At 44.9% G+C, this 25,509-nt stretch carries 24 protein-coding genes and 1 riboswitch; of the genes, 9 read left to right on the top strand and 15 right to left on the bottom strand.

Going from position 1 to position 25,509, the window contains the following annotated elements; all coding sequences use genetic code 11:
- Nucleotides 1-2 precede the first annotated feature (2 nt).
- On the bottom strand, nucleotides 3-1,004 hold the full coding sequence (locus RMO79_RS19275; protein WP_310484866.1) for an NAD(P)-dependent alcohol dehydrogenase: 1,002 nt from the start codon (nucleotides 1,002-1,004) through the stop codon (nucleotides 3-5).
- Between the two features lie 95 nt (nucleotides 1,005-1,099).
- Here RMO79_RS19275 and RMO79_RS19270 point away from each other — a divergent pair, with 95 nt between their 5' ends.
- Complete coding sequence (locus RMO79_RS19270) at nucleotides 1,100-1,774, top strand: TetR/AcrR family transcriptional regulator C-terminal domain-containing protein (protein WP_310484864.1); 675 nt, start codon at nucleotides 1,100-1,102, stop codon at nucleotides 1,772-1,774.
- An 80-nt stretch (nucleotides 1,775-1,854) separates the two neighbouring features.
- Here the strand turns inward: RMO79_RS19270 and RMO79_RS19265 are convergent, their stop codons facing one another.
- The 6 genes from RMO79_RS19265 to ileS all read right to left on the bottom strand — a co-directional run bounded on the left by RMO79_RS19265 (nucleotide 1,855) and on the right by ileS (nucleotide 9,991).
- Entirely contained in the window at nucleotides 1,855-2,754 is a 900-nt protein-coding gene (locus RMO79_RS19265; protein ID WP_310484862.1) for a hypothetical protein, read from the bottom strand.
- Nucleotides 2,755-2,862: 108 nt separating this feature from the next.
- The gene (locus tag RMO79_RS19260) at nucleotides 2,863-3,441 is read right to left on the bottom strand and encodes a Uma2 family endonuclease (RefSeq protein ID WP_310484861.1); all 579 of its coding nucleotides are present in this window, start codon (nucleotides 3,439-3,441) and stop codon (nucleotides 2,863-2,865) included.
- Nucleotides 3,442-3,524: 83 nt separating this feature from the next.
- A complete protein-coding gene (locus RMO79_RS19255) occupies nucleotides 3,525-4,022 on the bottom strand; it encodes a GNAT family N-acetyltransferase (RefSeq protein ID WP_310484860.1) in 498 nt (165 codons plus the stop codon).
- A 3-nt stretch (nucleotides 4,023-4,025) separates the two neighbouring features.
- A complete protein-coding gene (locus RMO79_RS19250) occupies nucleotides 4,026-4,298 on the bottom strand; it encodes a DUF1778 domain-containing protein (RefSeq protein ID WP_310484858.1) in 273 nt (90 codons plus the stop codon).
- 143 nt (nucleotides 4,299-4,441) lie between these two features.
- Nucleotides 4,442-6,406: a tetratricopeptide repeat protein gene (locus RMO79_RS19245; protein WP_310484857.1), complete on the bottom strand. Its 1,965-nt coding sequence runs from the start codon at nucleotides 6,404-6,406 to the stop codon at nucleotides 4,442-4,444.
- Between the two features lie 156 nt (nucleotides 6,407-6,562).
- On the bottom strand, nucleotides 6,563-9,991 hold the full coding sequence (gene ileS / locus RMO79_RS19240) for an isoleucine--tRNA ligase (RefSeq protein ID WP_310484856.1): 3,429 nt from the start codon (nucleotides 9,989-9,991) through the stop codon (nucleotides 6,563-6,565).
- A gap of 114 nt (nucleotides 9,992-10,105) precedes the next feature.
- Here ileS and RMO79_RS19235 point away from each other — a divergent pair, with 114 nt between their 5' ends.
- The 3 genes from RMO79_RS19235 (at nucleotide 10,106) to RMO79_RS19225 (ending at nucleotide 11,220) form a co-directional block, all read left to right on the top strand.
- Nucleotides 10,106-10,267 (top strand): hypothetical protein, encoded by a 162-nt coding sequence (locus tag RMO79_RS19235; protein WP_310484855.1) that lies wholly within the window; start codon nucleotides 10,106-10,108, stop codon nucleotides 10,265-10,267.
- Between the two features lie 131 nt (nucleotides 10,268-10,398).
- Nucleotides 10,399-10,653 carry a hypothetical protein gene (locus RMO79_RS19230; protein WP_310484854.1) on the top strand — a complete coding sequence of 85 codons (255 nt, stop codon included), beginning with the start codon at nucleotides 10,399-10,401 and terminating at the stop codon, nucleotides 10,651-10,653.
- 3 nt (nucleotides 10,654-10,656) lie between these two features.
- Complete coding sequence (locus tag RMO79_RS19225) at nucleotides 10,657-11,220, top strand: zeta toxin family protein (RefSeq protein ID WP_310484853.1); 564 nt, start codon at nucleotides 10,657-10,659, stop codon at nucleotides 11,218-11,220.
- Between the two features lie 94 nt (nucleotides 11,221-11,314).
- Here RMO79_RS19225 and thiC read toward each other — a convergent pair whose 3' ends face one another.
- From thiC to RMO79_RS19205, 4 genes are all read right to left on the bottom strand, one after another.
- Nucleotides 11,315-12,694: a phosphomethylpyrimidine synthase ThiC gene (thiC, locus tag RMO79_RS19220; RefSeq protein ID WP_310413264.1), complete on the bottom strand. Its 1,380-nt coding sequence runs from the start codon at nucleotides 12,692-12,694 to the stop codon at nucleotides 11,315-11,317.
- Nucleotides 12,695-12,702: 8 nt separating this feature from the next.
- Nucleotides 12,703-12,800: riboswitch (TPP riboswitch) on the bottom strand.
- 49 nt (nucleotides 12,801-12,849) lie between these two features.
- The gene (locus RMO79_RS19215) at nucleotides 12,850-13,101 is read right to left on the bottom strand and encodes a hypothetical protein (protein WP_310484852.1); all 252 of its coding nucleotides are present in this window, start codon (nucleotides 13,099-13,101) and stop codon (nucleotides 12,850-12,852) included.
- A 75-nt stretch (nucleotides 13,102-13,176) separates the two neighbouring features.
- The gene (locus RMO79_RS19210) at nucleotides 13,177-14,505 is read right to left on the bottom strand and encodes a serine/threonine-protein kinase (RefSeq protein WP_310484851.1); all 1,329 of its coding nucleotides are present in this window, start codon (nucleotides 14,503-14,505) and stop codon (nucleotides 13,177-13,179) included.
- 33 nt (nucleotides 14,506-14,538) lie between these two features.
- Nucleotides 14,539-16,194, bottom strand: a complete 1,656-nt coding sequence (locus RMO79_RS19205; RefSeq protein ID WP_310484850.1) for a protein kinase domain-containing protein — start codon at nucleotides 16,192-16,194, stop codon at nucleotides 14,539-14,541.
- Nucleotides 16,195-16,895: 701 nt separating this feature from the next.
- Between RMO79_RS19205 and RMO79_RS19200 the strand changes: the two genes are divergently transcribed.
- Nucleotides 16,896-17,543: a response regulator transcription factor gene (locus RMO79_RS19200; protein ID WP_310484849.1), complete on the top strand. Its 648-nt coding sequence runs from the start codon at nucleotides 16,896-16,898 to the stop codon at nucleotides 17,541-17,543.
- On the opposite strand, the gene RMO79_RS19195 is transcribed toward RMO79_RS19200, so the two are convergent.
- The gene (locus tag RMO79_RS19195) at nucleotides 17,540-18,094 is read right to left on the bottom strand and encodes a gamma carbonic anhydrase family protein (protein WP_310484848.1); all 555 of its coding nucleotides are present in this window, start codon (nucleotides 18,092-18,094) and stop codon (nucleotides 17,540-17,542) included. The genes RMO79_RS19200 and RMO79_RS19195 overlap by 4 nt on opposite strands.
- A 143-nt stretch (nucleotides 18,095-18,237) precedes the next feature.
- Here RMO79_RS19195 and RMO79_RS19190 point away from each other — a divergent pair, with 143 nt between their 5' ends.
- Nucleotides 18,238-19,926 carry a leucine-rich repeat domain-containing protein gene (locus RMO79_RS19190; protein WP_310484847.1) on the top strand — a complete coding sequence of 563 codons (1,689 nt, stop codon included), beginning with the start codon at nucleotides 18,238-18,240 and terminating at the stop codon, nucleotides 19,924-19,926.
- Nucleotides 19,927-20,067: 141 nt separating this feature from the next.
- On the opposite strand, the gene recA is transcribed toward RMO79_RS19190, so the two are convergent.
- Nucleotides 20,068-21,147 carry a recombinase RecA gene (gene recA / locus RMO79_RS19185; protein WP_310484846.1) on the bottom strand — a complete coding sequence of 360 codons (1,080 nt, stop codon included), beginning with the start codon at nucleotides 21,145-21,147 and terminating at the stop codon, nucleotides 20,068-20,070.
- Nucleotides 21,148-21,502: 355 nt separating this feature from the next.
- On the opposite strand from recA, the gene RMO79_RS19180 reads away from it, so the two are divergent.
- The 3 genes from RMO79_RS19180 (at nucleotide 21,503) to RMO79_RS19170 (ending at nucleotide 23,184) form a co-directional block, all read left to right on the top strand.
- Entirely contained in the window at nucleotides 21,503-21,832 is a 330-nt protein-coding gene (locus RMO79_RS19180) for a DUF2605 domain-containing protein (protein ID WP_396136637.1), read from the top strand.
- A 163-nt stretch (nucleotides 21,833-21,995) separates the two neighbouring features.
- Complete coding sequence (locus tag RMO79_RS19175; RefSeq protein ID WP_310484844.1) at nucleotides 21,996-22,304, top strand: DUF2973 domain-containing protein; 309 nt, start codon at nucleotides 21,996-21,998, stop codon at nucleotides 22,302-22,304.
- Nucleotides 22,305-22,338: 34 nt separating this feature from the next.
- Nucleotides 22,339-23,184, top strand: coding sequence for a DNA/RNA non-specific endonuclease (locus RMO79_RS19170; protein ID WP_310484843.1), 846 nt, complete (start codon nucleotides 22,339-22,341; stop codon nucleotides 23,182-23,184).
- An 87-nt stretch (nucleotides 23,185-23,271) separates the two neighbouring features.
- On the opposite strand, the gene RMO79_RS19165 is transcribed toward RMO79_RS19170, so the two are convergent.
- Together RMO79_RS19165 and RMO79_RS19160 are read right to left on the bottom strand one after the other, a co-directional pair.
- Entirely contained in the window at nucleotides 23,272-24,000 is a 729-nt protein-coding gene (locus RMO79_RS19165; RefSeq protein ID WP_310484842.1) for an FHA domain-containing protein, read from the bottom strand.
- Nucleotides 24,001-24,140: 140 nt separating this feature from the next.
- Nucleotides 24,141-25,409: a VWA domain-containing protein gene (locus RMO79_RS19160; protein WP_310484841.1), complete on the bottom strand. Its 1,269-nt coding sequence runs from the start codon at nucleotides 25,407-25,409 to the stop codon at nucleotides 24,141-24,143.
- Between the last annotated feature and the right edge of the window lie 100 nt (nucleotides 25,410-25,509).

Below are 25,509 nucleotides of genomic sequence, written 5' to 3'. Positions count from 1 at the left end.
GATTATGCTGCACGCCAAACACTAATCGCAATTTTTCCCCGCACCTGTCGCTGTTCGAGTTGACGAATTGCCTCTGGCACATCACTCAGATTGTAAATTCGATTCTGCACGAGTTCGCCAACGATAAAAGGTACAATTTTTTCAGCTTCAATTAAATCTTTCAAAATCAACAGATCCGATCGATTGGGTTTAGCCATCAAACATTTTAATTTTCGCCCCATAATTCTCGAAATCACCGAACCGAACAACAGCACTTGGAACAGTCGAGAAATGGAACCACCAATCAGAACATAAATACCATCGGGCTTTAACATCGATCGATAGTCAAAAACCGATCGATAGGCGGCTGCATCGAGAATGAGGTCGTACTGCTGCCCATTTTTGGTGACATCTGTTTGAGTGTAATCGATGATTTTGTCTGCACCGAGCGTTTTCATCATCTCCATCTTATTCGTACTGCATACCGCCGTCACCTCCGCCCCAAATGCCTTGGCAATCTGCACCGCAAACGACCCTACGCCGCCCGATGCACCATTGATTAACACCTTTTGACCAGATTTTATCTGTCCGCAGTCCCGCAGCCCTTGGAGCGCAGTCAAGGCAGCGCAGGGGACGGTTGCAGCTTGCTCGAATGAGATATTTGTCGGCTTGAACGCCAATGCCGCTTCTGTCGCACAGACATACTCAGCAAACGCGCCGAAACCAGATTCTGACAGATCGCCATATACCTCATCACCTACCTGAAACTGGGTGACATCTTTACCTACAGCTTCAACCTGTCCCGCGATATCCATGCCGAGAATCTGGATTTTCGGCTTGAGGATGCCCCCAAACATCAGGCGGCTGATGAATGGATCGCCGCGCATCAGATGCCAGTCGCCAGCATTAATGGAGGTGGCGCGAACTCGCACTAGCACGCCATTAGCTGTAACGATGGGCTTGTCAACTTCTTGTAGGTTCAATACATCTGGTGAGCCATATTCAGTCTGAACGATCGCTTTCATGTTTGTTAGCCTGCACAGCTTTGACTTACACCGTAAGTATAACTTATGGTGTAAGTTTGTCAAGATGAGATGTGCAAACAGCGAGCTAATGAAAGATGAGCAAGTCAGATACCACGCCCCAGCTTCCGTTAAGTCGAGAACGGATCTTAATCGCGGCGATTCACCTAGCTGACAAGAGCGGGCTGGAATCGCTCTCGATGCGGAAGATTGCCCAGGAACTGGGCGTTCAGGCGATGTCGCTGTACAACCATGTGGCGAATAAAGACGATTTGCTCGATGGCATTGTGGATATTGTCATTGGCGAGATTGAGGTGCCCGATCTTGATGTTGATTGGCAGACGGCGATGCGACGGCGGGCTAATTCTGCTCATGAGGTGTTGTTGCGTCACCCCTGGGCGACTACGCCGATCGTGTCACGGATTAATGTCGGGCCAGCAATGTTACGGTATATAGATGCGACTCTGGGTTGTTTGTGCGAAGCGGGCTTTTCCTTTGAGATGGTCGATCGAGCCTGGAATGCGATCGATAGTCACATTTATGGATTTACGCTACAGCAGCTCAACTTTCCAATCGAGACTACGGAATATGCGAAGGCAGCGCAGGAATATATTCCGAACATCCCGGCGGATAAATACCCTTATATGAATCGGCTGACTCATCACATCATCGACGGAGATTATGATGGTATTGCTGATTTCAATTTCGGTCTGGAATTGATTCTCGATGGACTCGAAAAGTTGCTAAATAAAACCAAAATTATCGTTGATTAATTAGATCGATCTCAGTACCAGATATAGTCAGGGCGAATACAGCCATCGATCCAACTTTTATTTAGAACGTTATACAAGTATTATTCCCCGATTCGCTCCACTTTTAATAGAGCGCGATAGCCGATCGGACTGGGATAATTGAGCTTAGAACGAGTATCTTCAGTAAATGCTGAAACTTTAAATAATCTCACTTTAAAGCCATTCTGCCTGTGCTCAATTTGGAGTGGAGTGCCTAACTTGACATTCGTTATAATAAAGTAATTTCGCTCTGGAGCACTATTCGGTTCGATAGTTAGATAAATTTCAACTAGATCCGCTCGATATGCAACCGGACGAGTTTCAAAGCGAATATTTGCTTTAATATAACGTGTGTTACCTGTGCTATTACCTACACCATAAAGTTGGTTATTCAAGAGACTAAATCGATTTCCTAAGTCCGTACTATCATTTGGACGGGGTTGCAGTTTTGGATCTAGGTTGTAATCTTTGAGTTTAAAAGGTGTTTTTTGCACCTGTAGAGTTACCGTCTGAATAGCTTTTGGATCGATTTTTTTGGATTCGATACTACCAGGATAAGGATCGATCTCCAGGACTCTAACATAATATCCGCCCACCTTTTTGATGTTACGAGGATCGAAGTAATCGGCGGAGCCTACTCCCAATCTGAGATTGAAATCGCCGAAACTTTTGCCAGCTTGCTGCAAATTGAGCGTCACAAGAGCTTCACCAGGCCAATAACAATTGATATCCTTAGAACAGCGACTGTCTCGAATGCTCGATACCGTAATTTCTAATCGATCGGTACTAAATACAGCTTTAGAGCCTAATGCTACTCGCACGGGTTTTCCTAGCTGGGGATTGGCGATTTCTGTGGCAATGGGGGTAGAATATCCGATCGAACTGGTAGTAACGATCCCAAATAGTAATGCAAAAGTTGTCGCTGTCGAAATTGAGAGCGAACGAAAAATTGGTGTTGTCATAAATTTATGTCGATCGAATAATGCGCGCATATCTAGCTAACTACAACCAGCTAATTGCAATTTCCGCAACCAAATTGCACCGCGAATATCGATCGACTCAAATTTTAGCTAGTTCCACAAAAATCTAGCATCAAGTACGAATCCTGGTAAGATATCTTCACCCGATAGCGACTCAGGCGCAGTCAAGAGTTCTGGTGGTTTTCCTTGTCGATAAATAGCCGCGCGTTTACCCTTGGGATCTAGCAACCAACCCAAACGACAACCGCTTTCCATATATTCCACCATCTTCGCCTGAGTTTGTACCCAAGAATCAGATCGCGACATTAGCTCGATGACAAAATCTGGACATAATGGCAAAAACCCTCGCCGTTCTTCTGGGGTTAGAGCTTCCCATTTATCAATGGTAATCCAAGCTACATCAGGAGATCGATCTCCGCCTGCTGGTAGTTCAAAGCCAGTAGATGAATCGAAAGTTTTCCCGATATCGTTCGTCCGATTCCACAGCCCGATTTCTAGATTTAACTCAGAATTCCAATTTCCGGTTTCACCGCCTGTCGGAGCCATAACAATTAAATTTCCTGCTTTATTTCTTTCCAGCTTCATGTCTGGATTGTCGATCGCAATCTGCCGAAATTGACTGCGGCTGAGATTAGAGATCGAATTTAAATTGAGGGTGAGGGCTGCCATGACTGGAAAATATAGTCACTACTATTTAATTTTAGCATCTGTAACTAGAGGGTCGATGCACTGGTATGAACCCAAGCGATCGACTAGTCGGCAATACTGGCACGTAAATCGTTTAGCGTAACCATTAATGTCATTGGTTCGATCGGGGATTCATCAAACCCTAAAGCCACATAAAAATTCTTAGCTTCTGCGGAAATAGCATGAACGATAATACCGCGAATACCGATCGTGTCTGCTGCTCGATCGATCCGTAATGCCGCATCCCGAAATAACGCTCGTCCTAAACCTTGTCCCTGACAAGCACGATCGATTGCCAATCGTGCCAAAATTACAACAGGAATCGGATTGGGCATGTTGCGTCGAAATTTACCTAATGCAGCTTCGCTACTAATTCCCCCAGATGCCAGCGCATAATAACCGACAACTTTATTGTCGATACAAGTTACAAAAGTTCTGGATGCACCGCTAGTTTGATTTGCTAATGCTCGACGTTTCAACCAATCATCTAGCGCATCGATACCACAAGCAAAATCGGTTAATAAGTGCTGACTATTCAACAATTCGGGTGATGTGAGACTCATGATTTAGTCCCAAGGTGCTGGAGTTTGCATCGTTTTACGCAACCGATCGTTAGGTTGGGGCGGTGCATCGAGAATCGCTAAAAATTCTGTGTATGCTGCTGGACTCACCAAAAAAATAGTCCGTTCTAACAATGTTTCTTCCGCAGCATTTCTGGCAGCTTCTAAGATAAAGTCAGTGCGATTTTTGCCTTTAATTCTAGCTGCCATATCGATAAGATCGCGCTCTTCTGGCTTGATTCGCAAGTTTAGGGTGTTGCGTGGCGTTGTGTTTGTCATCTGGTTGGGATCGTCTTTGTCAAGAGCATCAATACAGGTATTTTAGCATGATGTAATGACAACGACAGTATGAGACGATCGATTGGGTCGATGTTAGAGACACTTGCACTCGACCTGTAGTAATGTTCCCGCACTCAAGAGAGCTATTCCCCAGATCGTTCAGTCGCACCTAGCTGTCGGAGATTATCGAGTGTCATTTGCAAATACTGAGTTTGTCCTTGTGTGCGAAATAGCTTTGCTGCTTGCCGAAAATCTTGGATCGCTCCTGCTTTGTCGTTTAGTTTGTCACGTTTCAGAATGCCCCGATTGCCGTAGGCTTTTGCAGATTGAGAATTGAGAACGACCGCGCGGTTGTAATCAGCTAATGCACCTTGGCTGTCATTCAACTTGCTTTGTTTCAGATTGCCTCGATTGTAATAGGCATCAGCATCTTGAGGATTGAGAGCGATCGCTCGATCTAAATCGACTAATGCACCTTGACTGTCATTGAGCTTGTCTTTTTTCAGAACGCCACGATTGTTGTAGGCTATGGCATATTGAGGATTGAGGGTAATTGCCCGATCGAAATCGGCTAATGCACCTTGGCTGTCATTCAACTTGTCATGTTTCAGCTTGCCACGATTGATATATGATGCGGCATGTTTAGGATTGAGGGTAATTGCCCGATCGTAATCAGCTAATGCACCTTGGATGTCATTCAACTTGTTATTTTTCAAAATACCGCGATTGTAGTAAGCTAGCGCATATTGCGGATTGAGGGCAATTGCCCGGTCGTAATCGGCTAATGCACCTTGGATGTCATTCAATTTATCACCTTTCAGATTGCCACGATTGGTGTAAGATGCCGCATCTTGAGGGTTGAGGGCAATTGCCCGATCGTAATCAGCTAATGCACTTTGGATGTCATTCAACTTGTTATTTTTTAGATTGCCACGATTGGCGTAGACTATCGCATTTTCAGGATCGAGGGCGATCGCGCGGTTAAAATCGGCTAATGCACCTTGAATATCATTTAATTTATTCTGTTTTAGATTGCCACGATTGTTATAGGCTACGGCACCTTGAGGATTGAGAACGATCGCGCGGTTGTAATCGATTAAAGACTGCCGAAACTCTTGAAGTTGTTCGTAGACGTAGGCACGGACGAAGTAAGCAACCGTATATCGAGGATTAATCCTAATCGCCTTACTGAGTTCCTGAATAGCTGTGCGTTTGCCAGTAGTGACATCTTCACCAGGCTCTACAAATTTATTAAAACCTGCAATAAAGTATTCGTCTGCACCAACTGGTGTTTGTTCTTTAGCGGCTCCAAGGATAGAAGGCAAACGATTTCCACTGATGCTAATTCCTGCACCTGCGAGATCTGGCACCAGCCAACGAACGGGAATGCCTCGGTTATAGCCGATTTTGCTGCCAACCTTGGATCGATCATCGAGATCGGTATTTCCGCTATATCGCTCTCCTTGTCCGTGAATAGCTACTAACTGACCATTACGATCGAACACACCGCCACCACTCATTCCTGGTAAGGTAAAGGCATCATAAACAACACTGTAGCCGCCTCGATCGCCTGTAATCCTTTTATCGACTGCTGCAATTACTTCCCCCTTATTGAAACTAAATCCAGGCTGTTCGAGCGGGAATCCAGCAGTATACACCACATCATCTACTTTCAACGCACTAGCAGTACCTAGCTGCGCTACTGGATATTTGCGACTGCTCCGAAACTGAACGATCGCCAGATCGAGATCGGTACCGATAAGTTTGACGCTGTTAGCTGTAACTCGATATTTTTGCCCATCTGCCAATCCCAGCTCGTAAGTCTCTCCCGTTGGGACTTTTTTGCGACTGCCCTTTCCACAGACGACATGCCGATTGGTGGCGATCGTGTAGAGATCGCCAGAACGCGCGATAATTATTCCCGAACCGACGCTACTGTCTTGCTGTAATTTAATCTCGACTGTGACTGCGCGTGCGTTGGCGTAGCCTCTCCTCTGGAGACTCGATTGTACTTCCGCTGCTGACTTGGCTGCCATTACCGCTGGCTGCACCAACACCACCTGCGTCCCCACCAAAGCCGCAGTCAAAAACCAAGAAGAACGTGACATATTTTTGCAAGCGAATTAAAAATTAGCTTTATCTTACCGTGTCGCTCGATCGCTACCAAAAAAGTAGGGGCAATGTCTTGTCGGTTTTTTTATTCGGAGGGAACCTCCGAATAAAACCGCCGCTTCATGAATTGCCCCTACTTTTGGATTCGTAATTTAAAATTCACCAACTAAAGCATCGATACAGCGATCGCAAATTGCTGGCTGTTCGCTATTTTGACCGACGGTAGGTGAATAGTTCCAGCACCGATCGCATTTCTCGCCGTCTGCTTTGGTAACTCCAATTTTCCCCCCGGCACTGGTGGTTTGATGTTGGCATTCTTGGAGTAAGTTTGCATCATCGATTAACTCGACTTGAGAGGCGAGGAATAGGTACCGCAATTCGTCGATCCCATTCGATTTGGGTTGAGGTGCGGCTGTTGGCGTAGGGACGCTGACGGGTGGATAAGGAATTAATTCTCCCGAATTTTCGATCGCGGAGATCGTCCGTTCGGTGTAATATTGTGCGCCGATGATTTGGTTTTTATAAGCGATCGCCCGATCGAATGTTTGGCGGCGTTTTTCTTTGGTTAATAGATGGCGAATTACAAACAATCCACTCATTACCAAACCGACACCTTTAAGAGTGGTTTCAACAAAAGGAATGCGATTGACGATATCGATCAACCCGATCGCAATATACAGCCCAAATGCGCCAGTTAATACTAGTAATGTATTGCCAATCAATCGCCAACCTTTTTGATAAGTTTCGATCGCGATCGCCAGACTACTACTAATGACATTACCGCCACTTCTTAATGTTTCGCCGATCGCTGGTAGTGGCGAACTATTGACTAGTTTATCGATCGTCGGTGTCCGAGAATTAGCCGCGATAATTACCGCGCTCTTGCTCATACTCCCCTCCTTGGAGGGGCTGGGGGTGGGTTCCGAATTAAACGATAATGCTCCTAACTTAGCCCTTAAAGTCGGATCGCTCACCTGCAATAATACCTTGGCTTCTAGGCTCGAACCGATCGCTTTATCGGTGCGAGCTTGTTCCATTACCTTATTAATGTCTGTCCGCAGGTCGCGAATTTTATCCCAGGTGACGGCTAAATCTGGCTGTAACCATTGCGGATCGAGTTTTACCCAACCGGACTCAAATACCGATTTATAAGGGGTTTGGTAGGGTAAATACTGCCAGATATCTTCTGCCATGTGACAGAGGACGGGGGCGATCGCGCGGGTCAGATTTTCGAGGATAATGGCGATTACTGTCTGACAACTGCGGCGGCGGAAGGAGTCGGGCGCGCTGATGTAGAGTCGATCTTTGGCGATATCTAGGTAGAAGTTCGACAGATCGACGATGCAGAAGTTCTGGACGGTTTGAAAAAATTTAAAGAATTGATAGCGATCGAATGATTCGGTAATTTCGTTAAATACCACACTCATTCGATGCAGCATGTATCGATCGAGTTCGGCTAATTCGGCATAAGGAACGGCATCTTTCGCCGGATCGAAATCGTGAATATTTCCAATTAAAAATCGCGCTGTATTCCGAATTTTACGAGAAGCATCGGATAGTTGTTTGAGGACGTTCGGGCCGATTCTTACTTCAGTGGAGTAATCTACCGACGATACCCATAACCGCACGAGATCGGCTCCATATGGATCGATCTTAACTTTCTTCTTGCTAACTTCGATCGTCCCACCATTAATTACCACCATCGGATCGATGATATTACCAAGAGACTTACTCATTTTCTCACCATTTTCATCCAACACGAAGCCGTGAGTGAGGACGGTTTTAAATGGAGCGATGCCGTTATTGGCGACGCTAGTTAATAAACTCGATTGGAACCAGCCCCGATGTTGATCCGATCCTTCGAGATACATATCTGCTGGATAAGCTAAATTATCTCGTTGTCTGGCTACCGCCGCCCAGGATGAGCCGGAGTCAAACCAGACATCCATCGTATCCGTTCCCAGGCGATAGCTGCGTCCGTTATGACGATAAGCTTCGGGTAATAATTCCTCAACCGACATCGAATACCAGGCATCGGAACCATGTTCGCGGAAGATATTTTGGACGTATCCGATCGTTTCTTCGGTTAGTAATGGTTCGTTAGTTTCATTATCGTAAAAAACCGGAATCGGTACGCCCCAATTACGTTGGCGCGAGATACACCAATCCGATCTTTCTGCGACCATTGGCGTAATCCGATTCTCACCTTGAGCGGGAATCCATTCGACTTCGGAAATAGCTTTTAAGGCTGCTTCTTTAAACCCTTTTACCGATGCAAACCATTGCTCGGTCGCACGGAAAATGGTTGGCTTTTTAGTCCGCCAATCGTAGGGATATTTATGTGGGTAAGCTTCTTCTTTAATTAGGGAGTTCGCTTCGAGCAATGCTTCAATTACTAATTGATTTCCATTACCTAAAACATTTTCACCTTGAAATAATTCGCCTGCTTCTTCGGTAAAGTTACCATCGCCATCTACAGGCGCGAGAATGGCTAGCCCGTATTTCATCCCGACGATATAATCTTCTTGACCGTGACCTGGTGCGGTATGTACCAAACCAGTACCCGATTCAGTAGTGATATAGTCGCCGCCGATAATTACCGGACTGTGCCGATCGTACAGTGGATGCTTATAATTGGTATGTTCTAAATCTGCACCTTTAATGACGGCTTTATTGGTCAGGTTGAGATTTAATTTAGCGGCTAAACCTTCAACCATGTCTGCCGCGACGATCGCATATTTACAGCCACTATAATGATTATCTTCCCGTCCGGTAACCTCGACGATCGCGTAATTAAGATCGGGGTTTACCGCCACGGCTAAATTTGCCGGAATCGTCCAGGGTGTAGTCGTCCAGATCGCGACGGCTAGATCGTCCTGAAATGGTTCTAAAATCGCCTTAGCTGCCTCTGCAACCTGCGTGACTTTAAATGCTGCGAAAATGCTCCGCGAGACGTGTCCTTCGGGATATTCTAGCTCCGCTTCTGCCAGTGCTGTCTTAGAACTGGGACTCCAATGCACGGGCTTCAACCCGCGATAGATATAGCCCTTCAACACCATTTGCCCGAACACGCCGATTTGCGCCGCTTCGTACTCCGGTTGCAGCGTCAGATAGGGTTTATCCCACTCACCCCACACACCCAGCCGTTTGAAGCCGATTTTCTGCTCCTCAACTGTCTTGAGGGCAAACGCCGCCGCCTTTTGGCGCAGCTCCAACGGCGAGAGGTTTTTCCGCTCCTCTGGCTTCATATCTTGAATTACTTTAAGCTCGATCGGCAGTCCGTGACAATCCCAACCAGGAACGTATCTGACTTTGCGCCCTTTGAGCAACTGATAGCGATTGATGATATCTTTGAGCGTTTTATTCAACGCATGACCCATGTGCAGCGTACCATTAGCGTATGGTGGGCCATCGTGTAAGACAAAAATCTCGCCGGGATTCGACTGTGACAGCCGTTCAAAAATCTGCTCGTCTGCCCAGAATTTTTGCAGTTCGGGTTCGCGAATGACTGCATTCGCACGCATGTCAAACTTAGTCTGGGGTAAGTTTACGGTGTTTTTGTAACTTCCTGGTGCTGTCACAGTAGTAAATGCTTGTTGGTTTGTATCCGTCTATTATAATCGGTCGAGTGCTGGGCACGATCGCGTACTTCTCCTTACGGAGCGACTGAAATCACGCGGAGGAAACCTCCGCATTTGTTTCAGTCAGGTTATCAGCAGTCGATCGATCGCATTGAGTATCTTGAAACCGCTGCTGGTATTAGACAAGGGCTAGACGAGCTAGCCAAAGGACAATCGGTTGCAGTTATTCCAGCTATAGAGGCACTTAGAAGCAAGCTCCAGCAACCCAAAGCATGAATTACACCATCGAAATTTTACCTCAGGCACAAAGGTAATATTGAAACTGCTTTAAGTCAAGAAAATGATATCTAGAATCTAGACCGATCGCTATGGCATCATAGTACAATTTAGGTTAAGGAGAAAATATTATGACTTATATCAAACCTCAAATCGATACCGATCTCAACATTATTCCTAGTGAAGATATTGCTGTAAGAGCAAAGAAAATAGCAGCGGCTGGACAAAAACAAGTTGTAGCAGATATCGTCCGTCTCAAAGCGATGGGGCAGCCAATTTACTATGAAATTGGAAAAACATTAGTTCGTGAAGAAGCTGATGGGCGAAAGTTTGAGTATCGGTTACGGGATGATGGTAGTGAAGAAATTTTGGGCGAGCTTGTTTAAATCATGCCAGAATTGATGGTCATTGCAGGGGCAAATGGATCTGGAAAATCCACCCTCACAAAACTTTTCATCGATAATATTCCAGTTATAGATCCTGATGCCATTGCCCGTGAGATTGCACCCGAACAGCCTGAGTCTGCTGCTTTAGCTGCTGGAAGAAAAGCGATCGAATTAGCACGATCGTATATTCGATCGAATGATAGCTTTATTGTTGAAACAACGCTGGCAGGTAATACCTATCTCAATCTAATGCGTGAAGTCAAATCATTGGGCTGGCTTGTCAGATTAAGTTATATTGGAATTAACCAACCAACTACCAATATTCAACGAGTTCAAAGTCGTGTCGAATTAGGCGGTCATGATGTGCCTAGAGCAGATATTTTGCGTCGGTATGAACGTAGCTTGGCTAATTTGAATAAAGCAGCCAAAATAGTCGATACATTAATTCTATATGATAATTCAACGAGTGCTGGACATCAGCTATTAGCTACGATTGAAGGAGATCGAGCGATCGTTTATGTGCCAGAATTGCCGAGCTGGGTAGCAAAAGCAAATCTAAATCTTTAGAAACAACGAGATCGATCTCGTAGAAACCCTCGCGCATCAAAAATATCCCTGACTTCTCGAAGAAGTCGGGGATCTGGCATTACTTTAAACTAAACTAACCGATACTCGAAGGTTCTTTCTCTTTAGCTAAGAACTTCTCTAACTCAGTCAATGCTTCCGCATCAACTTTGGTTTGCATCGGGCAGAATTTAGGGCCGCACATCGAACAGAATTCCGCAGTTTTGTAGATATCTGCGGGGAGAGTTTCGTCGTGATATTCCTTCGCCCGTTCGGGGTCGAGGGAAAGCTCGAATTGACGATTCCAATCGAAGTTATAACGCGCCTTAGACAGCTCATCATCGCGATCGCGTGCCCCCGGACGTTTGCGGGCGATATCGGCAGCGTGAGCGGCGATTTTGTAGGCAATCAGACCATTGCGGACATCTTCAGCATTGGGTAAGCCGAGGTGTTCTTTTGGAGTCACGTAGCAGAGCATCGCGGTACCGTACCAGCCAGCCATTGCCGCCCCGATCGCGGAGGTGATATGGTCGTAGCCAGGTGCAATGTCGGTAACTAGTGGCCCTAAGACGTAGAAGGGAGCCTCTGAGCACTCTTCCATCTGCTTTTTGACGTTGAACTCAATCTGATCCATCGGGACGTGTCCGGGGCCTTCTACCATCACTTGGATGTCATGTTCCCAGGCGCGGCGGGTAAGATTTCCTAACGTTTTGAGTTCGGCGAGTTGGGCTTCATCGGAGGCATCGTGAGTACAACCAGGACGCAATGAGTCGCCTAAGCTGAAGGACACATCGCATTTTTTGAAGATTTCGATGATGTCGTCGAAGTGGGTATAGAGCGGATTTTGCTTGTGATGATGCAACATCCACCGCGCTAAGATCCCACCGCCACGCGAGACAATTCCTGTCAGTCGATTGCGGACTAGGGGTAAGTGTTCGATTAAAATCCCCGCATGGATGGTTTGATAGTCAACCCCTTGCTGAGCGTGCTTTTCGATGATGTGTAGAAAATCATTGGGGGTAAGATTTTCGACATTGCCGTGGACGCTTTCTAAGGCTTGGTAAATGGGTACAGTCCCGATGGGAACGGGCGAATTTTTGATGATTTCGATCCGAATTTCATCTAAGTTACCGCCACCAGTGGAGAGATCCATCACGGTATCGGCACCGTATTTGACAGCCAGAATCAGTTTATCAACCTCATCTTGCATGTTAGAAAAACTGGGTGATGCACCGATATTTGCATTCACTTTACAGCTAGATGCAATCCCGATCGCCATTGGTTCGAGATTGGGATGATTGGTATTTGCAGGGATAATCATCCGTCCGCGCGCGACTTCCGAGCGGATCAGATCCACGGGGAGACGTTCGCGTTTGGCGACATGGTGCATTTCTTCTGTTTCTACACCTTGACGCGCGTAGTGCATTTGGGAGACATTGGCTTGTCCGCTACGTTTGGCAATCCATTCAGCACGCATATTCAATTTCCTATCATAAACAGCTTCCCTCCGCTGGCATTACCCAGACTCAGGTGCAAGGGTATGTTCTCAGCCCGACTGGTTTCGGACACCCCTAGCTATAGTTGTAGATTCTAACATTTACGGCTGAGTTTGGGGTAGCTATTGCGAATTATCTAAGATGGCAGCCACTTATAGACAGCTAGTAATATTCCACCGACAAAGACTACTGTTACGCCTGTAATTATCGGCTGAATAATAGAGCTTTTTGTCTCGGTAGCCCTAATTTCACCTTCAATTTTAACGACACTAAGTTTGACCTCGGTCACATCTTTTTGGATTCCTTCCAGTCTTTGGTCGATTCGATCGATCCGTTGGTCTAGTTTGTTGAGAATATCTTTGAGATCGGTTTCAATGATTAGAGACATTTAGATCTCCACCTTGCGGATGATTTAGTTGATGTCTAACGATGTTACTGCTGAGTCTTTTTTATTCTAACCTATTCATTCGACATAGCTAACAATTTCACTTTTGAGCCAATTGTTTTCGGCGGGCGTGAGTAATTGTGCGATCGAGTATTTTCTAACTCTGTTTTGCAATTGGATCGATCGAGTAAAAGGCACGAGCGAAAAAGCCGTGCTAGTTTTTAGATCGCTAATATTAGTAAGTCTTTTGCGGAAATATTCTTTACCGAACATGTACTTGACGATCGTCAGAGTGCAACCTTCAAAACAAATATTAACTCGCTCTAACGAGCCATAAGCAAATTTTACCATCAGCCACAATCCCACCAAACCAAAACCAGCGAAAAATAATTGTTTGGCAGGATCTATAAACAAACTGAGCGTCAGCGAATAAAACAAAATTGTAAATAGTAATCCATTCCAACCTAAAACTAGTAAACCTAATCGCCGACTGGCAATAGTTGATAAACCAACTGGCGGAATCTCGATCGACAAAGAGCGTTCGGATCGATCGAGTCTAATTTTACTGTATGGTGGTTGCTGGGTTGGTAAAGCGGGTAAATGCGATCGACCATCTAGTACATCTAAGGCTAATTCTGCCGTCTCGAATCGGCGATTTGGTTCTGGTTCTAATAATCGATCGATCCAATTGGCAAATTCTGTCGGGAGCGATACAAAATCGCTAAAATCTATCTTCAACTTTTTCTGTGGTAACACTGCCGGATCGGTACCAGTTAGTAGATATAATAAAGTAGTTCCCAGCCCATATAAATCTGTTGATAAATATGCCTGTCCGCGAAATTGTTCGGGAGCCATATAACCATAAGTACCGACTACCGTGCTGCCACCCGTGACGGTATAGTAAGTATCTTGAACCGCACCAAAATCGACGAGATATATTTCCCCATCATCATTTATAATAATGTTTTGAGGTTTGATATCGCGATGGATGACTGGCGGATTGAGCGCGTGGAGATAGATTAGAATTTCGAGAACTTGAATCGCAATATCTTTGGCTTCATCAATTGTCGGCTTCCAGCCAGACTCAACTGCATCGAATAAAGATTCTCCCTCGGCTAAGGTTTGGACGATATAATACTGGCGATCGATCTCGGTATCTACTTGAAAACTATCGATATATTTAGGAATCGCAGGATGATTTAATTGTGATAATATTTTGGCTTCTCGATCGAATAGTTCGATCGCTTTCCAGTCTTTAGCTCTTTTTAACGATAATGCTTTAATCGCCACAATACAATCGGTTTCGATATCTCTAGCGCGGTAGGTAATTCCCACACCACCTTTGCCGAGGATGTCGATAATTTGATGTCGATCGTCAAGAAGTTCTGGAGTAACTGCATTTATCATAAATCGATATATTAAGTTCTAAGATATTATTTCTTATTCTGCAAAAGATGGATTATCTTTCAAGCTACAGATCATCTCGCGTGATTCTTCTGTCGTGTATGCACAAGACGAATATCTACCGCCAGCTATTTGCAATATATTCTGTGCTTCCACATCTCGAATTTTTTCCTGTTCTAATTTTTTATAGTGAGGGTTCAATGTAAATTGTTTAGCGGTTCCTGATGGAATACCACTCGTAGACGCGCCGAAAAAGTTCGTGATAATTTGAAAATCAATGTCCCCACCAAATGCATTAATATCGGCACCATTCGATATTAAATACTGAACGGACTTAATCGATGCTTTCTTATTGTCAATATTGCTAAGTCCATAATAAGAACCACTGGATATATAGGGAGTATTTTCTCGTAAAATACTTATATGTAAAGGCGTGTAATTAAAACTGTCTCTAACATTAGGATCTGCTTTATTACTTAGCAATAACTTAGTCATTCCCCCCTCTTGATGCAAAACTGCTAGATGAAGAACGGTATGTTTATCTTCGCCATAATGAGCGTGAATATCGGCACCTCTATCGATTAATAACCTGGCAATTTCGATCTGGTTATTCGTGACAGCATAGTGAATTAAACTACTCCCGCTGGCATCTTTAGCATTAGGACTGACACCGCGATCGAGTAGAGATCTTACCTTATTTACATCGCGATATTGCCAGATTGCATAAAAAGCTTCGACTGGAGCGAATCCCCATAAATTGAGGAAATAAAATTTGTAATAATCTAACGTCCCGAAACCAATTGCTGTCGCTAAACCGATAGCGGCAATTTTGAGCCAAGGGAGTTTCGGAGCCAAAGATTTAGGATTTTTCAGCGCGGCGAGTGCGACAGTAGCCGAGTCAAATCTATCTGCTGAATCTGGTTCGAGCATTGTTTCGAGCCAGTCGGCAGAAGTGGGGGAAACTTGAATTTTATTGCGGAAGCTGAGTTTGAGATTAGATTGAGTTAATTCGGCGGGAGAGCGATTGGTAAGCAGCGCAAGGATCGTCGCACCCAAGCCATATAAATCGGTAGCGGGTACGGCTTGAGATCGAAATTGTTCGGGAGCCATATAGCCGAAGGTTCCGACGACAGTACTACCCCGCATAAAGGTATCGTGATAGGCTTGGCGAACAGCTCCAAAATCGACGAGCGATATTTGCCCAGATTCGGTACGCAGAATATTACTCGGTTTGAGATCGCGGTGAATGACTGGGGGTGTTAAATTGTGGAGATAGCTGAGGATGGCGAGAATTTGGCTAGCAATATCTTTGACTTCGGCTTCAGTACATCGCCAACCCGACTCGCTCCAATCGCTCAGAGTTTTACCAGGAGCGAGTTCTTGCACGATATAGAAATTACGATCGCGCTGTGTATCGATCGTGAAATAATCGATATAGTTGGGAATGGCTGGATGCTGTAACTGGGAAAGTATCTGAGCTTCACGCTCGAATAATTCGAGCGCTTTCCAGTCATCCATCTGCGCCAGCGATAATTGCTTGAGAGCCACGAATCTATCCTTTCCGACTATGAGTGCCCGATAAGTCGTTCCGCTACCGCCCTCGCCCAGTATGCCCACGATCTGGTAATGCGTCTCGCGCTCCGATTCGGGATGAGCGATAATTAATTCAGTTGGGATGGGTGCAAGTGCCACAATAATCGCGCTAATTTTCCTCTCTTACTAAGAGTACCCAAATCGCGCGTAATTCACTCGAACAGGGGCACGACACCACCACAATCGATCTACTGATGAAAGGATGTAATCGCGCCGAGCATTTTCAAAGAACCGATCGTGGCTAGGGTTTCGAGAATGATTCCCAACGATCTGTACTATAAAGTAATAACTTGTTCGGCGATCGCTCGCTACAAAAGCAATCAATGTCGTAGTGATTCAAGAATTGAAGTGTCAAATTACATTCAATTTAAAATATAAAAATTCGATCGTTTACATCTTTAAATTGACAGAAGACAAGTTACAATCGATCGAGATATTCATTAATGCACTAATTAATGCTAATGTTAATTCATATTGTTGCAGATATATGCTTACATATATATATCAATCGATCGACTCGGCTGCCGATATGTTTTTTTGGTCTCAAATCATTGCTATATATCCAATCCAATGGGTTTGCTATGTTTATTTAAGCGATTAAATCGATCGAAAACCGATAACTGCAAGTAGATCTATAATTATGTCGATCGCGATCGATAATCAAAGTATGCAGCGATATAATTTGAGCTGCGGGCACGCTACAAAAGATGCTAAATTTGGGATTGACTTGCAAATTAGAATTTTAATAATGTTTAATGTGGATTGGATAATTTGCTGGTAGTGAAGTTGAGAAATAATTAATGTCAGATTTGTTGAAATTACTATTAGTTGAAGACGACGAATTATTTCGGTTGGGTTTGGTAACTTTTTTCGATCGGGAACCGATCGTAGATCTAGTCAAAGAAGTAGCAGATGGCGAAACTGCAATCGAGTTAGTCGGACGACAGACATTTGATGTTGTCATCCTAGATTTGGTTTTACCTGGCTTAGATGGGATGGAAACTTGTCGCCAGATTCACAAGTTACAGCCTAATTTACCAGTGTTGATATTAACTGCTCATCCAGACAAAAATCTGGTGCTAGAATTGGTAGAAGTAGGTATTAGGGGATATTGTCTCAAGGGCATCGATGCTAACAATCTGCTATTGGCAATTCGATCGATCGCTACAGGTGCGACTTGGTGGGATGCTACTGCTAGCACGCAGATTTTTGAGGCACTCGGACAAACCGATCGGTGCCCGCGCCCAGTGGAAGAGCTACAATTGACTAAGCGCGAATTAGAAGTGTTGGCGTTGATTGCTAATGGTAGAACCAATCAACAAATTTCTCAGGTTTTGTTTATCACACCCGGTACCGTTCGAGTACATGTTCATACTATTTTACAAAAGTTAAATGTCAGCGATCGCACTCAAGCGGCGATTTTTGCACTGCAACAAAAGCTAATTTAGTGACTCGCGCCGATGAAACCTAAATCGCTACCTTTCCCCGCATGTACTAGAGCCAATCGCTCGTACTTGTGGGCGTGAATAATTAACCCCTCAACTTCGGCATCATCTAATTGTCGCAGACATTTTGCCGGGACTCCCACCATTAGAGAGCATGGCGGGACATCTTTTGTCACTACGCACCCAGCACCGATAATACTCCCCGCACCAACGCGCACGCCATCTAAGACAATCGCCCCAATTCCAATCAGACAGCCTGTTTCAATGTATGCTGAATGAATGACCGCTCGATGTCCGACAGTAACATAGCTCTCTAATATTGTCGGTTGTCCGGGGTCGCCATGCAAGATCGCCCCATCCTGAATATTCGTACCTTTACCAATTTCGATCCGCTCGACATCGCCGCGTACTACCGCACCATACCAGATACTTACGCCCGACGCGATCGAGACATGTCCCATCACTACCGCATTCATCGCGACAAATGCCGCACGGGAAACGTCTACAGGTGCCCAGAAGGTGGGTAAATCTAGTTGGAAAGGTAATTGAGTCATCAGCGCGTTAATGCCTACTACAGGCTCAATTTTACCAGTGAATAGTGGATAGTGGATAGTGGATAGTGGATAGTGGATAGTGGATAGTGGATAGAATTTAAACAACTCCCACACTCCTTACTCCTCATAGTCGTAATCTACCGATGGAACAAGCCGAATTAGCCCAAATTATCGAAGCAGCTCGACGAGATCGATCGACCAAGTTAGATTTACAATCTTGTGAGTTAACTATGCTCCCAAAAAATATTGGCAATCTTGCTAATTTAACATCTCTAAATTTGTACGGTAATAAATTAACTATTCTGCCAGAAAGTATTGGGAATCTTTCAAATCTAGTCGAACTGAGTCTGGGCACGAATCAACTAAATAGCTTGCCGAAAAACATCTGTAAGTTAACCAATTTAACTTCATTGGTTCTAAGTCGCAATCAATTAACTACCTTACCAGAAAATATTTCTAATCTTGCTAATTTAACTAGACTGTATTTAGTAGATAATTTACTAACTAGTTTACCAGATAGCATTAGCAATCTCTCTAACCTGACCGAACTATATCTGAACGATAATCCCTGGTTAGATTTATCAAATCTCCACAATATTCCCAATCTCAAACGTGTCTACTATTTTGGGGTCAATCTCTCTCGTCGATATTGGACTCATCGGAGTCAATGGAAAGCTGAATGGTTATTAAATGAAAATAATGCTGATATCAGACATGCTTTAATCGAGCAGATAGGATTTGAAAAAATTATTGACAACTTAGCACTATTTACACTCGATCGCTTGCAGAAAGAGAGCATTAATGGTACCAGCAAGTTTGAGTTAAATCTAGAATACAATCGACTGGAAATATTGCCAGATAGTATCGGCAAACTTAATTGCTTGAGTGCGATCGATCTGAATCATAATCAATTAACTAGCCTACCAAAAGATATTGGTAATCTCTCTAGCTTGACCGAGTTGAATCTGGCATACAATCAACTAACTAGTCTGCCAAAAAGTATCGGCAACTTCTCTAGCTTAACCAGCTTATACCTAGAGTGCAATCAATTAGTTAACTTGCCAGTTAACATTGTCAATCTTTCTAACTTGACTCGATTAGGCTTGGGGAACAATCAATTAACTAGCTTGCCTGAAAGAATTGGTAAGCTCTCGAATTTAACTACGCTAAATTTGAGTGATAATCAATTAACTAGTTTGCCAAAAAGTATCAATAATCTTACCGATCTAACAAGCTTAGATCTGGATCGTAATCAACTCACCGATTTGCCAGATAATATCGGCGATCTCTCGAATTTAACTACGCTAAATTTGAGTGATAATCAATTAACTAGTTTGCCAAAAAGTATCGAGAATCTTACCAATCTAACTTGGTTGAATCTAGATAAAAATCCCTGGTTAGACTTATCGAGCCTACAAAACATCCCTAATTTAAAAAAAGTCTATTGCTTTAATGTCAAGCGACTACCCCGTCGATATTGGGCTAAATTGAGTGAGTGGAAACCGGAATGGCTGTTAGATGAAGATAATGCCGAAATCAGACGCGTACTAATCGAGAACGTAGGATATGAGAACATCTGCGCGGAACTTAATGCAACTACTCTCGATACTTGGCGAGAATATACCCTGCTCAAAATTGATGGGTTAGGGAGAATTTACAATGGCGGAATTGAATCTATCGAGACGGAACCGATGATATTACTCAAGATGACTTGTCCTTCTACAGCACACATTCATATTTTGCGAGTACCACCAGAGATGTCAAGTGCAGAGGCGGCGATTGTCTGGGTAAATCATGACATTCATCCCGATGATTTTGAAGTCCAAACTTGAGGGAAAATCTGATATTTTATTGAGTCATAAAAAGCGGGGAGGTGTAATGTCTTGTCGGTTTTTTATTCGGAGGGAACCTCCGAATAAAACCGCCGCTTCATAAATTACACCTCCCCGCTTTTGAAAATTTATGCTTCGAGTTTATGCTTCATCATCATCGCCATCTTCATCCTCTTCTTCCTCCGCTTGCTTGAGGGTATTCGCCGAGACGGCTACGCCAGTATTGAGCTTCTCCAATACCTGATTTTGAACTTTAGTCACAAACTCAGCATTTTCTTCCATGTACTTAACAGTATTGTCGCGTCCTTGAGCGAGATTATCGCCCTCATAACTGTACCAAGCACCCCGACGCGTGATAATTCCGGTTTCTTCAGCCAGATCTACCAAACAACCGACGGTAGAAATCCCTTTCCCGAAGATAATATCGAACTCAGCAATGCGAAATGGTGGTGCGACTTTATTTTTAGCCACTTTTACTTTAACGCGGTTTCCATATTCGCCTTCATTGGCGCGTTTGAGTGTCTGAATCCGGCGGATATCTAATCGTACCGACGCATAAAACTTGAGCGCGGTACCACCAGTAGTGGTTTCAGGGCTACCATAAGTAATCCCGATTTTTTGCCGCAGTTGGTTGATGAAAATTACCGTACAGCCAGATTTAGAAATACTCCCAGTAATTTTCCGCAGTGCTTGGCTCATCAGTCGCGCTTGCAAACCCATGTGCGAGTCGCCCATATCGCCTTCGATTTCCGCACGCGGTACCAATGCGGCTACCGAGTCAATTACGACGATATCTACCGCCGCCGAGCGGACTAATTGATCGACGATTTCGAGTGCGGCTTCGCCGGAATCTGGCTGCGAAACGAGGAGGTTGTTGATGTCTACACCCAATGCCGCCGAGTAAGTCGGATCTAGAGCATGTTCGGCATCGACAAAAGCAGCGACTCCACCAGCTTTTTGGATTTCGGAGATCGCGTGTAAGGCGAGAGTGGTTTTACCAGAGCTTTCTGGACCATAAATTTCAATGACTCTACCTTTGGGCAAACCGCCGCCCAAGGCAATATCTAGAGTCATCGCTCCACTGGAAATGGTTTCTACCCGCATCCGCTGGGCATCGCCGAGACGCATAATCGCCCCTTTCCCAAAAGATTTTTCGATTTGGGTGAGGACTAAATTGAGTGCTTTCTGTCTGTCTGGGCTATTTGTGATTTGGGTTGCCATTAAATTAGGGGTTAGGGGTTAGGGGTTAGGGGTTAGGGTGTGTAAAACCCCAACTCAACAACTGTCCGCATTTTAGAGGGCATTCGACTGTGGCAGTCGAAAGGGGGACTTATACCCCGAATCGGGTGAAGTGAGATTATTTTGCCTTAGTTTCAGTACCAAAAGTTTGGTGCATGGGTACTATTATACCGTCGATCGCGGCTAAAAGTCAAAGTGCGATCGGCTACTATCTTCACAATACCCACCAATTCACCAATTAGTTATAAATCTGTGACTAATTCTAAATTTTTTCATTAAGAATTGTAAAAAAACATCTAGAATGGATGTATATATTAAAAAGTCTGTCTTGCACCCCATGTCTAAATCGCAGCCATCAGAACAAGAATTACTCCAAACCATCCTCCAGCCCTTACTTGTAGACTTCGACTACTGGTTTACAAAATCGAAAGCATTACTAGAGCGGGAACCGATTGCTTTTTTGACTCCCAGTGCCCAATCCGAGCTACTAGCACGAGTCGATCGCGCGCAGCAAGAGGTGAGTGTTGCTAAAATGCTATTCAATGCTGTGGGCGGACAAGCAGGGATCGAACCCAGTCAAATGGTGGGTTGGCATCAGATCGTGACCGAATGTTGGCATGTTTCGATGCAGTTAAGACAGTCGGAACAGTTTAAGATAGAAGAGTAAAACGATCCCGGTTGCCTTAATTTCTCATAAAAGCTAAATTAACGGTCTAATTGGATCCACTCAGCTTGCTGCTAGCCCAGGTGGTAACGATTTGAGTGCTAGATCTGCTTTCAGTTTTTGGTCTGCTACTTACTATTCTTGGCTATTCCTGTAGGACGGTGATATGTTACAAATTATTTATTTAATTGCCTTTACTATTTTGGCATTTCTGGCGATCGGCAATCTGATCCGCAGTCTGATCGGGTTTAGCATGGATGCAGCGCAGCCTAGATCGATGAGCAATTCCAATTTTCAAGGTTATACCTACCGCGCGGGTGCGGTTCCTCACCCAGAATTGCTAGACGATTTTGGGAATGTTACCAACGAGCCGTTACTAATTATGAAATCGATTAGTGTCGAAGATGCTCGTGCGAGACTGGACGCGCTGTATCATAACGATTCCCCTCGTCCGGCTGAAGGTGATAATCTGTAGAGCGAACAACAGAGTTTTTACAGAGCTGACAACCGTGCGAAGAATAGCCTACCTCCTGATTTTGACGATCGCGATTAGTCTTGTTGCTTGTCGCAATCCTAATATTCCCTCAGGAGGCGAAACTCAGGGCAATATTAACCTGTTGATGGGCAATCCTTCTCAAGCAACCACCTCACCAGGTAACGCCGAAAATTATCTCATCGTTCGTCCCCAGTACGCACTCTCTTACTCTAAACGCAAAGGCACAGCCAACTGGGTAGCGTGGGAACTGAATGCATCTTGGTTGGGCGACGCTCGCCGTGTGGGTAAATTTGCCCCAGATGAAGAATTACCCGCAGGTTGGGAGCGTATCAAGCCTTCAGATTATACCGGGAGTGGCTTCGATCGCGGTCACATGACAAATTCCGAAGACCGCAGTCGATCTCCTGAAGATAACATTGCCACATTTTTGATGACCAATATTATCCCCCAATCGCCCGACAATAATCAAGGCGTATGGGTACAGTTAGAAAATTATTGTCGGGTGTTAGCCAGATCTGGCAAAGAACTATTTATCGTTTCCGGCGGACACGGACAAGGCGGCATCGGTAAAAACGGTCTGAGGGCGACTGTAGGGCAGGGGAAAGTAGTCGTACCAGCTCTAACGTGGAAAGTGATATTAGTGCTGGATAAACCCAATTCTGGCATGGCTGGAGTCGATAAAAATACCCGCACCATCGCCGTAATTATCCCCAACAAGCAAGGAGTCAGAGACGATCCTTGGCAGCAATATCGGACATCGGTTAAAGAGGTAGAACAGCTCACTGGCTATAAGTTTTTTACCAGCGTCCCCGCAGAAATTCGAGAAGCGATCGCATCTAAGGTCGATAATCTTAATTGAGACTACTCCCTTTTTAGGGGATAGGGAATAGTGAATAGTCGATTTATGAAGATTGCGCTTCAATCGTGAAAGTCAGGGAATGGGGAATTACGAGTTATGAGTTATTTTAATTCTCGTCCAATGTCCGAGGGTAATTTCGTCGCCAGATGAGATCGCAATATCAGCCATAATAGCGATCTCTTTACCATTTACCATCGTGCCATTAGACGAACCGATATCGCGTAATACGAGGGCACCGTCGGGATGCAGAGTCAGAATCGCGTGACGCGAAGAGACAGCATCGTCTAAATCGAGGGGAACTTCGGGATGGATGGCGCGAGCTTGACTGGTACGCCCGATGAGATTGGTAAGATTATTTAGGGGAATGGTAATTGGGGCTTGAGTGGGGGCTGTGGGGCTATCTGGTGTTGCTAAAGTAGGATCGATCGAGATTGTAACTTGCCAATGACCGACGGAAGGAGCGGCAGGAAGTGTCGTAACCGGGAGGGGATGTGGAGGCTGTGTCGGCGCGGTAGCAGAAATTGTGGCAGATGATTTAATCGGGGGTGGGAAATTTGACAATGGATCGCCACCTTTAGCACCCGTGAGAAAATTATACCCACAAATTTCGCAGAAGTTACCGCTATCTGCCTCGTGGGGCGTACTGCAATCGGGGCAAGGTTGAATCGAGCTATTCGATGCGATCGTCGCGCTTCTGGGTGCCGTTTGACTGGAATCAGCAGTACTTTGGTCGATCCCTAATCCCATGATTTTCGCCCCACATTCTGAGCAAAAATCGGCTTCTGTTGAATTGTGACCTTTGGGACAAGTGTACATAATTAGGCTTTAGGCTTTAGGTGTTAGGTATTGAGTTTTGGGTGTTAGGTGTTGGGAAAGAGCGTTAAAGGGACTTCATTTATGTTGTTGATGCGGTATTTAAGCCTAAAGCCTAAAACCTAAAACCTAAAACCTAAAGCCTACTTTTGAATTCTAGCCGTCTTGGTCGATCGAGTCTCTAACATCATTTCATCTTCTTTGGTGACGGTGCGTTTGATTCTGACGGTACCTGCGGCGGCATCTTCGACATCAACAACGGAGCGGAGGAGTTTGGCGGTGGCTTCGTTGCCAGAATCGTGGGCTATTTTGACGGCTTTACCTAGCTTAACTGTCGCAACATCAATATTACCTTGCGCTCTGGCTTCTAAGCCTTCTTGAATGAATTGACTGAGTTCGGCTTGTCCAGTGTAATGAGCGACACGACGATCTATCTTGGCGGTTTTGGCTTCATCTTCCGTCCAAGTTGCCAGAATTTTGGCTTCGGTAATTTTGGTTTCTTGTCCGTTAGTTTGAGTTATCAAACTCGCTCTTCCGGCTAACATTTCGTCGCCGACATTGCCCGCATTAATTTGAATGCAGAAATGATAATCGCGAGATTCATTACTGCCCCACGCACCTGTAGGATATTCAATAATTCGCTCGCTGACAACCTTGGCGCGACTGGTGACATCGACAATTTCGGGGCTGACCTGCTTGCAGAATAATACCTTCGCACCCACGGGAGTCCACAATCTCAGACTGACATCGCTGACGGTTTTACCCATTGCTTTGGTCAGAATTTCTTGGAAGTCTTCGGCAATCCGATCGGGTGAGGGGATAATATCAGTCGTACCCAATAATTTAGCGGCAATTTTTTGTAATTCACCCACGCGCCAATCGGTACCGACACCGCGACAATCGCACTGAAATTTCCCTTCCGCAGTATCGAGAATGCGAGTTAAATCATGTTCGTCATTGAGATCGTTTTGCCCATCTGTGAGCAACAATGCTTGACAAATTGCTTGGGGCATTTTATTAAATTCACCCAAGGCGGTATGCAGCCAAGTAGACATTAAAGTACCGCCGTTGGCACTACTTTCTTTGACCTGACTAATCGCACGCATTTTATTTTCAGGTACGGCGTTGACTAATGGTACCAATAATTTAGCGCGACTCGATCCGGTGACGACAAAGAAGGCGGCATCATCAGGAAGTAGATCGATAATTTTGACGATCGCATCTTTAGCCGCAATCATTTTAGCTCCACCCATCGATCCAGATGTATCGCAAATAATCCCGAATAAGCGTTGATTGGTTGTCGGTGCGGCAACTGCTACCCCATCACCACTGGTAGTAATCGTCATGATAGCGTTTACTTCTCTCGCGCCTTGGGGAAGGTAGGGATTTTGGAAGACTTCGGCGTTAAACATAACTTAGGGGGAAGTGGATAGTGGATAGTGGATAGGGAAGAGTGGATAGTGGATAGTGCCAACGTTATATCTACAATATTCGATCGGGCGATTGCTAAAT

This window comes from Chamaesiphon sp. VAR_48_metabat_403 (genome assembly GCF_031422475.1).
GTDB lineage: Bacteria > Cyanobacteriota > Cyanobacteriia > Cyanobacteriales > Chamaesiphonaceae > Chamaesiphon.
The sequence above is the reverse complement of the archived record's forward strand: the minus strand, read 5'-3'. Positions and strand labels throughout refer to the sequence as shown.

Coding starts and splice junctions, on each gene's coding strand:
- RMO79_RS19275 (WP_310484866.1), bottom strand. CDS start 1,004: ATGAAAGCGATCGTTCAGACTGAATATGGCTCACCAGATGTATTGAAC.
- RMO79_RS19270 (WP_310484864.1), top strand. CDS start 1,100: ATGAGCAAGTCAGATACCACGCCCCAGCTTCCGTTAAGTCGAGAACGG.
- RMO79_RS19265 (WP_310484862.1), bottom strand. CDS start 2,754: ATGACAACACCAATTTTTCGTTCGCTCTCAATTTCGACAGCGACAACT.
- RMO79_RS19260 (WP_310484861.1), bottom strand. CDS start 3,441: ATGGCAGCCCTCACCCTCAATTTAAATTCGATCTCTAATCTCAGCCGC.
- RMO79_RS19255 (WP_310484860.1), bottom strand. CDS start 4,022: ATGAGTCTCACATCACCCGAATTGTTGAATAGTCAGCACTTATTAACC.
- RMO79_RS19250 (WP_310484858.1), bottom strand. CDS start 4,298: ATGACAAACACAACGCCACGCAACACCCTAAACTTGCGAATCAAGCCA.
- RMO79_RS19245 (WP_310484857.1), bottom strand. CDS start 6,406: ATGTCACGTTCTTCTTGGTTTTTGACTGCGGCTTTGGTGGGGACGCAG.
- RMO79_RS19230 (WP_310484854.1), top strand. CDS start 10,399: ATGACTTATATCAAACCTCAAATCGATACCGATCTCAACATTATTCCT.
- RMO79_RS19225 (WP_310484853.1), top strand. CDS start 10,657: ATGCCAGAATTGATGGTCATTGCAGGGGCAAATGGATCTGGAAAATCC.
- thiC (WP_310413264.1), bottom strand. CDS start 12,694: ATGCGTGCTGAATGGATTGCCAAACGTAGCGGACAAGCCAATGTCTCC.
- RMO79_RS19215 (WP_310484852.1), bottom strand. CDS start 13,101: ATGTCTCTAATCATTGAAACCGATCTCAAAGATATTCTCAACAAACTA.
- RMO79_RS19210 (WP_310484851.1), bottom strand. CDS start 14,505: ATGATAAATGCAGTTACTCCAGAACTTCTTGACGATCGACATCAAATT.
- RMO79_RS19200 (WP_310484849.1), top strand. CDS start 16,896: ATGTCAGATTTGTTGAAATTACTATTAGTTGAAGACGACGAATTATTT.
- RMO79_RS19195 (WP_310484848.1), bottom strand. CDS start 18,094: ATGACTCAATTACCTTTCCAACTAGATTTACCCACCTTCTGGGCACCT.
- RMO79_RS19190 (WP_310484847.1), top strand. CDS start 18,238: ATGGAACAAGCCGAATTAGCCCAAATTATCGAAGCAGCTCGACGAGAT.
- recA (WP_310484846.1), bottom strand. CDS start 21,147: ATGGCAACCCAAATCACAAATAGCCCAGACAGACAGAAAGCACTCAAT.
- RMO79_RS19180 (WP_396136637.1), top strand. CDS start 21,503: ATGTCTAAATCGCAGCCATCAGAACAAGAATTACTCCAAACCATCCTC.
- RMO79_RS19175 (WP_310484844.1), top strand. CDS start 21,996: ATGTTACAAATTATTTATTTAATTGCCTTTACTATTTTGGCATTTCTG.
- RMO79_RS19165 (WP_310484842.1), bottom strand. CDS start 24,000: ATGTACACTTGTCCCAAAGGTCACAATTCAACAGAAGCCGATTTTTGC.
- RMO79_RS19160 (WP_310484841.1), bottom strand. CDS start 25,409: ATGTTTAACGCCGAAGTCTTCCAAAATCCCTACCTTCCCCAAGGCGCG.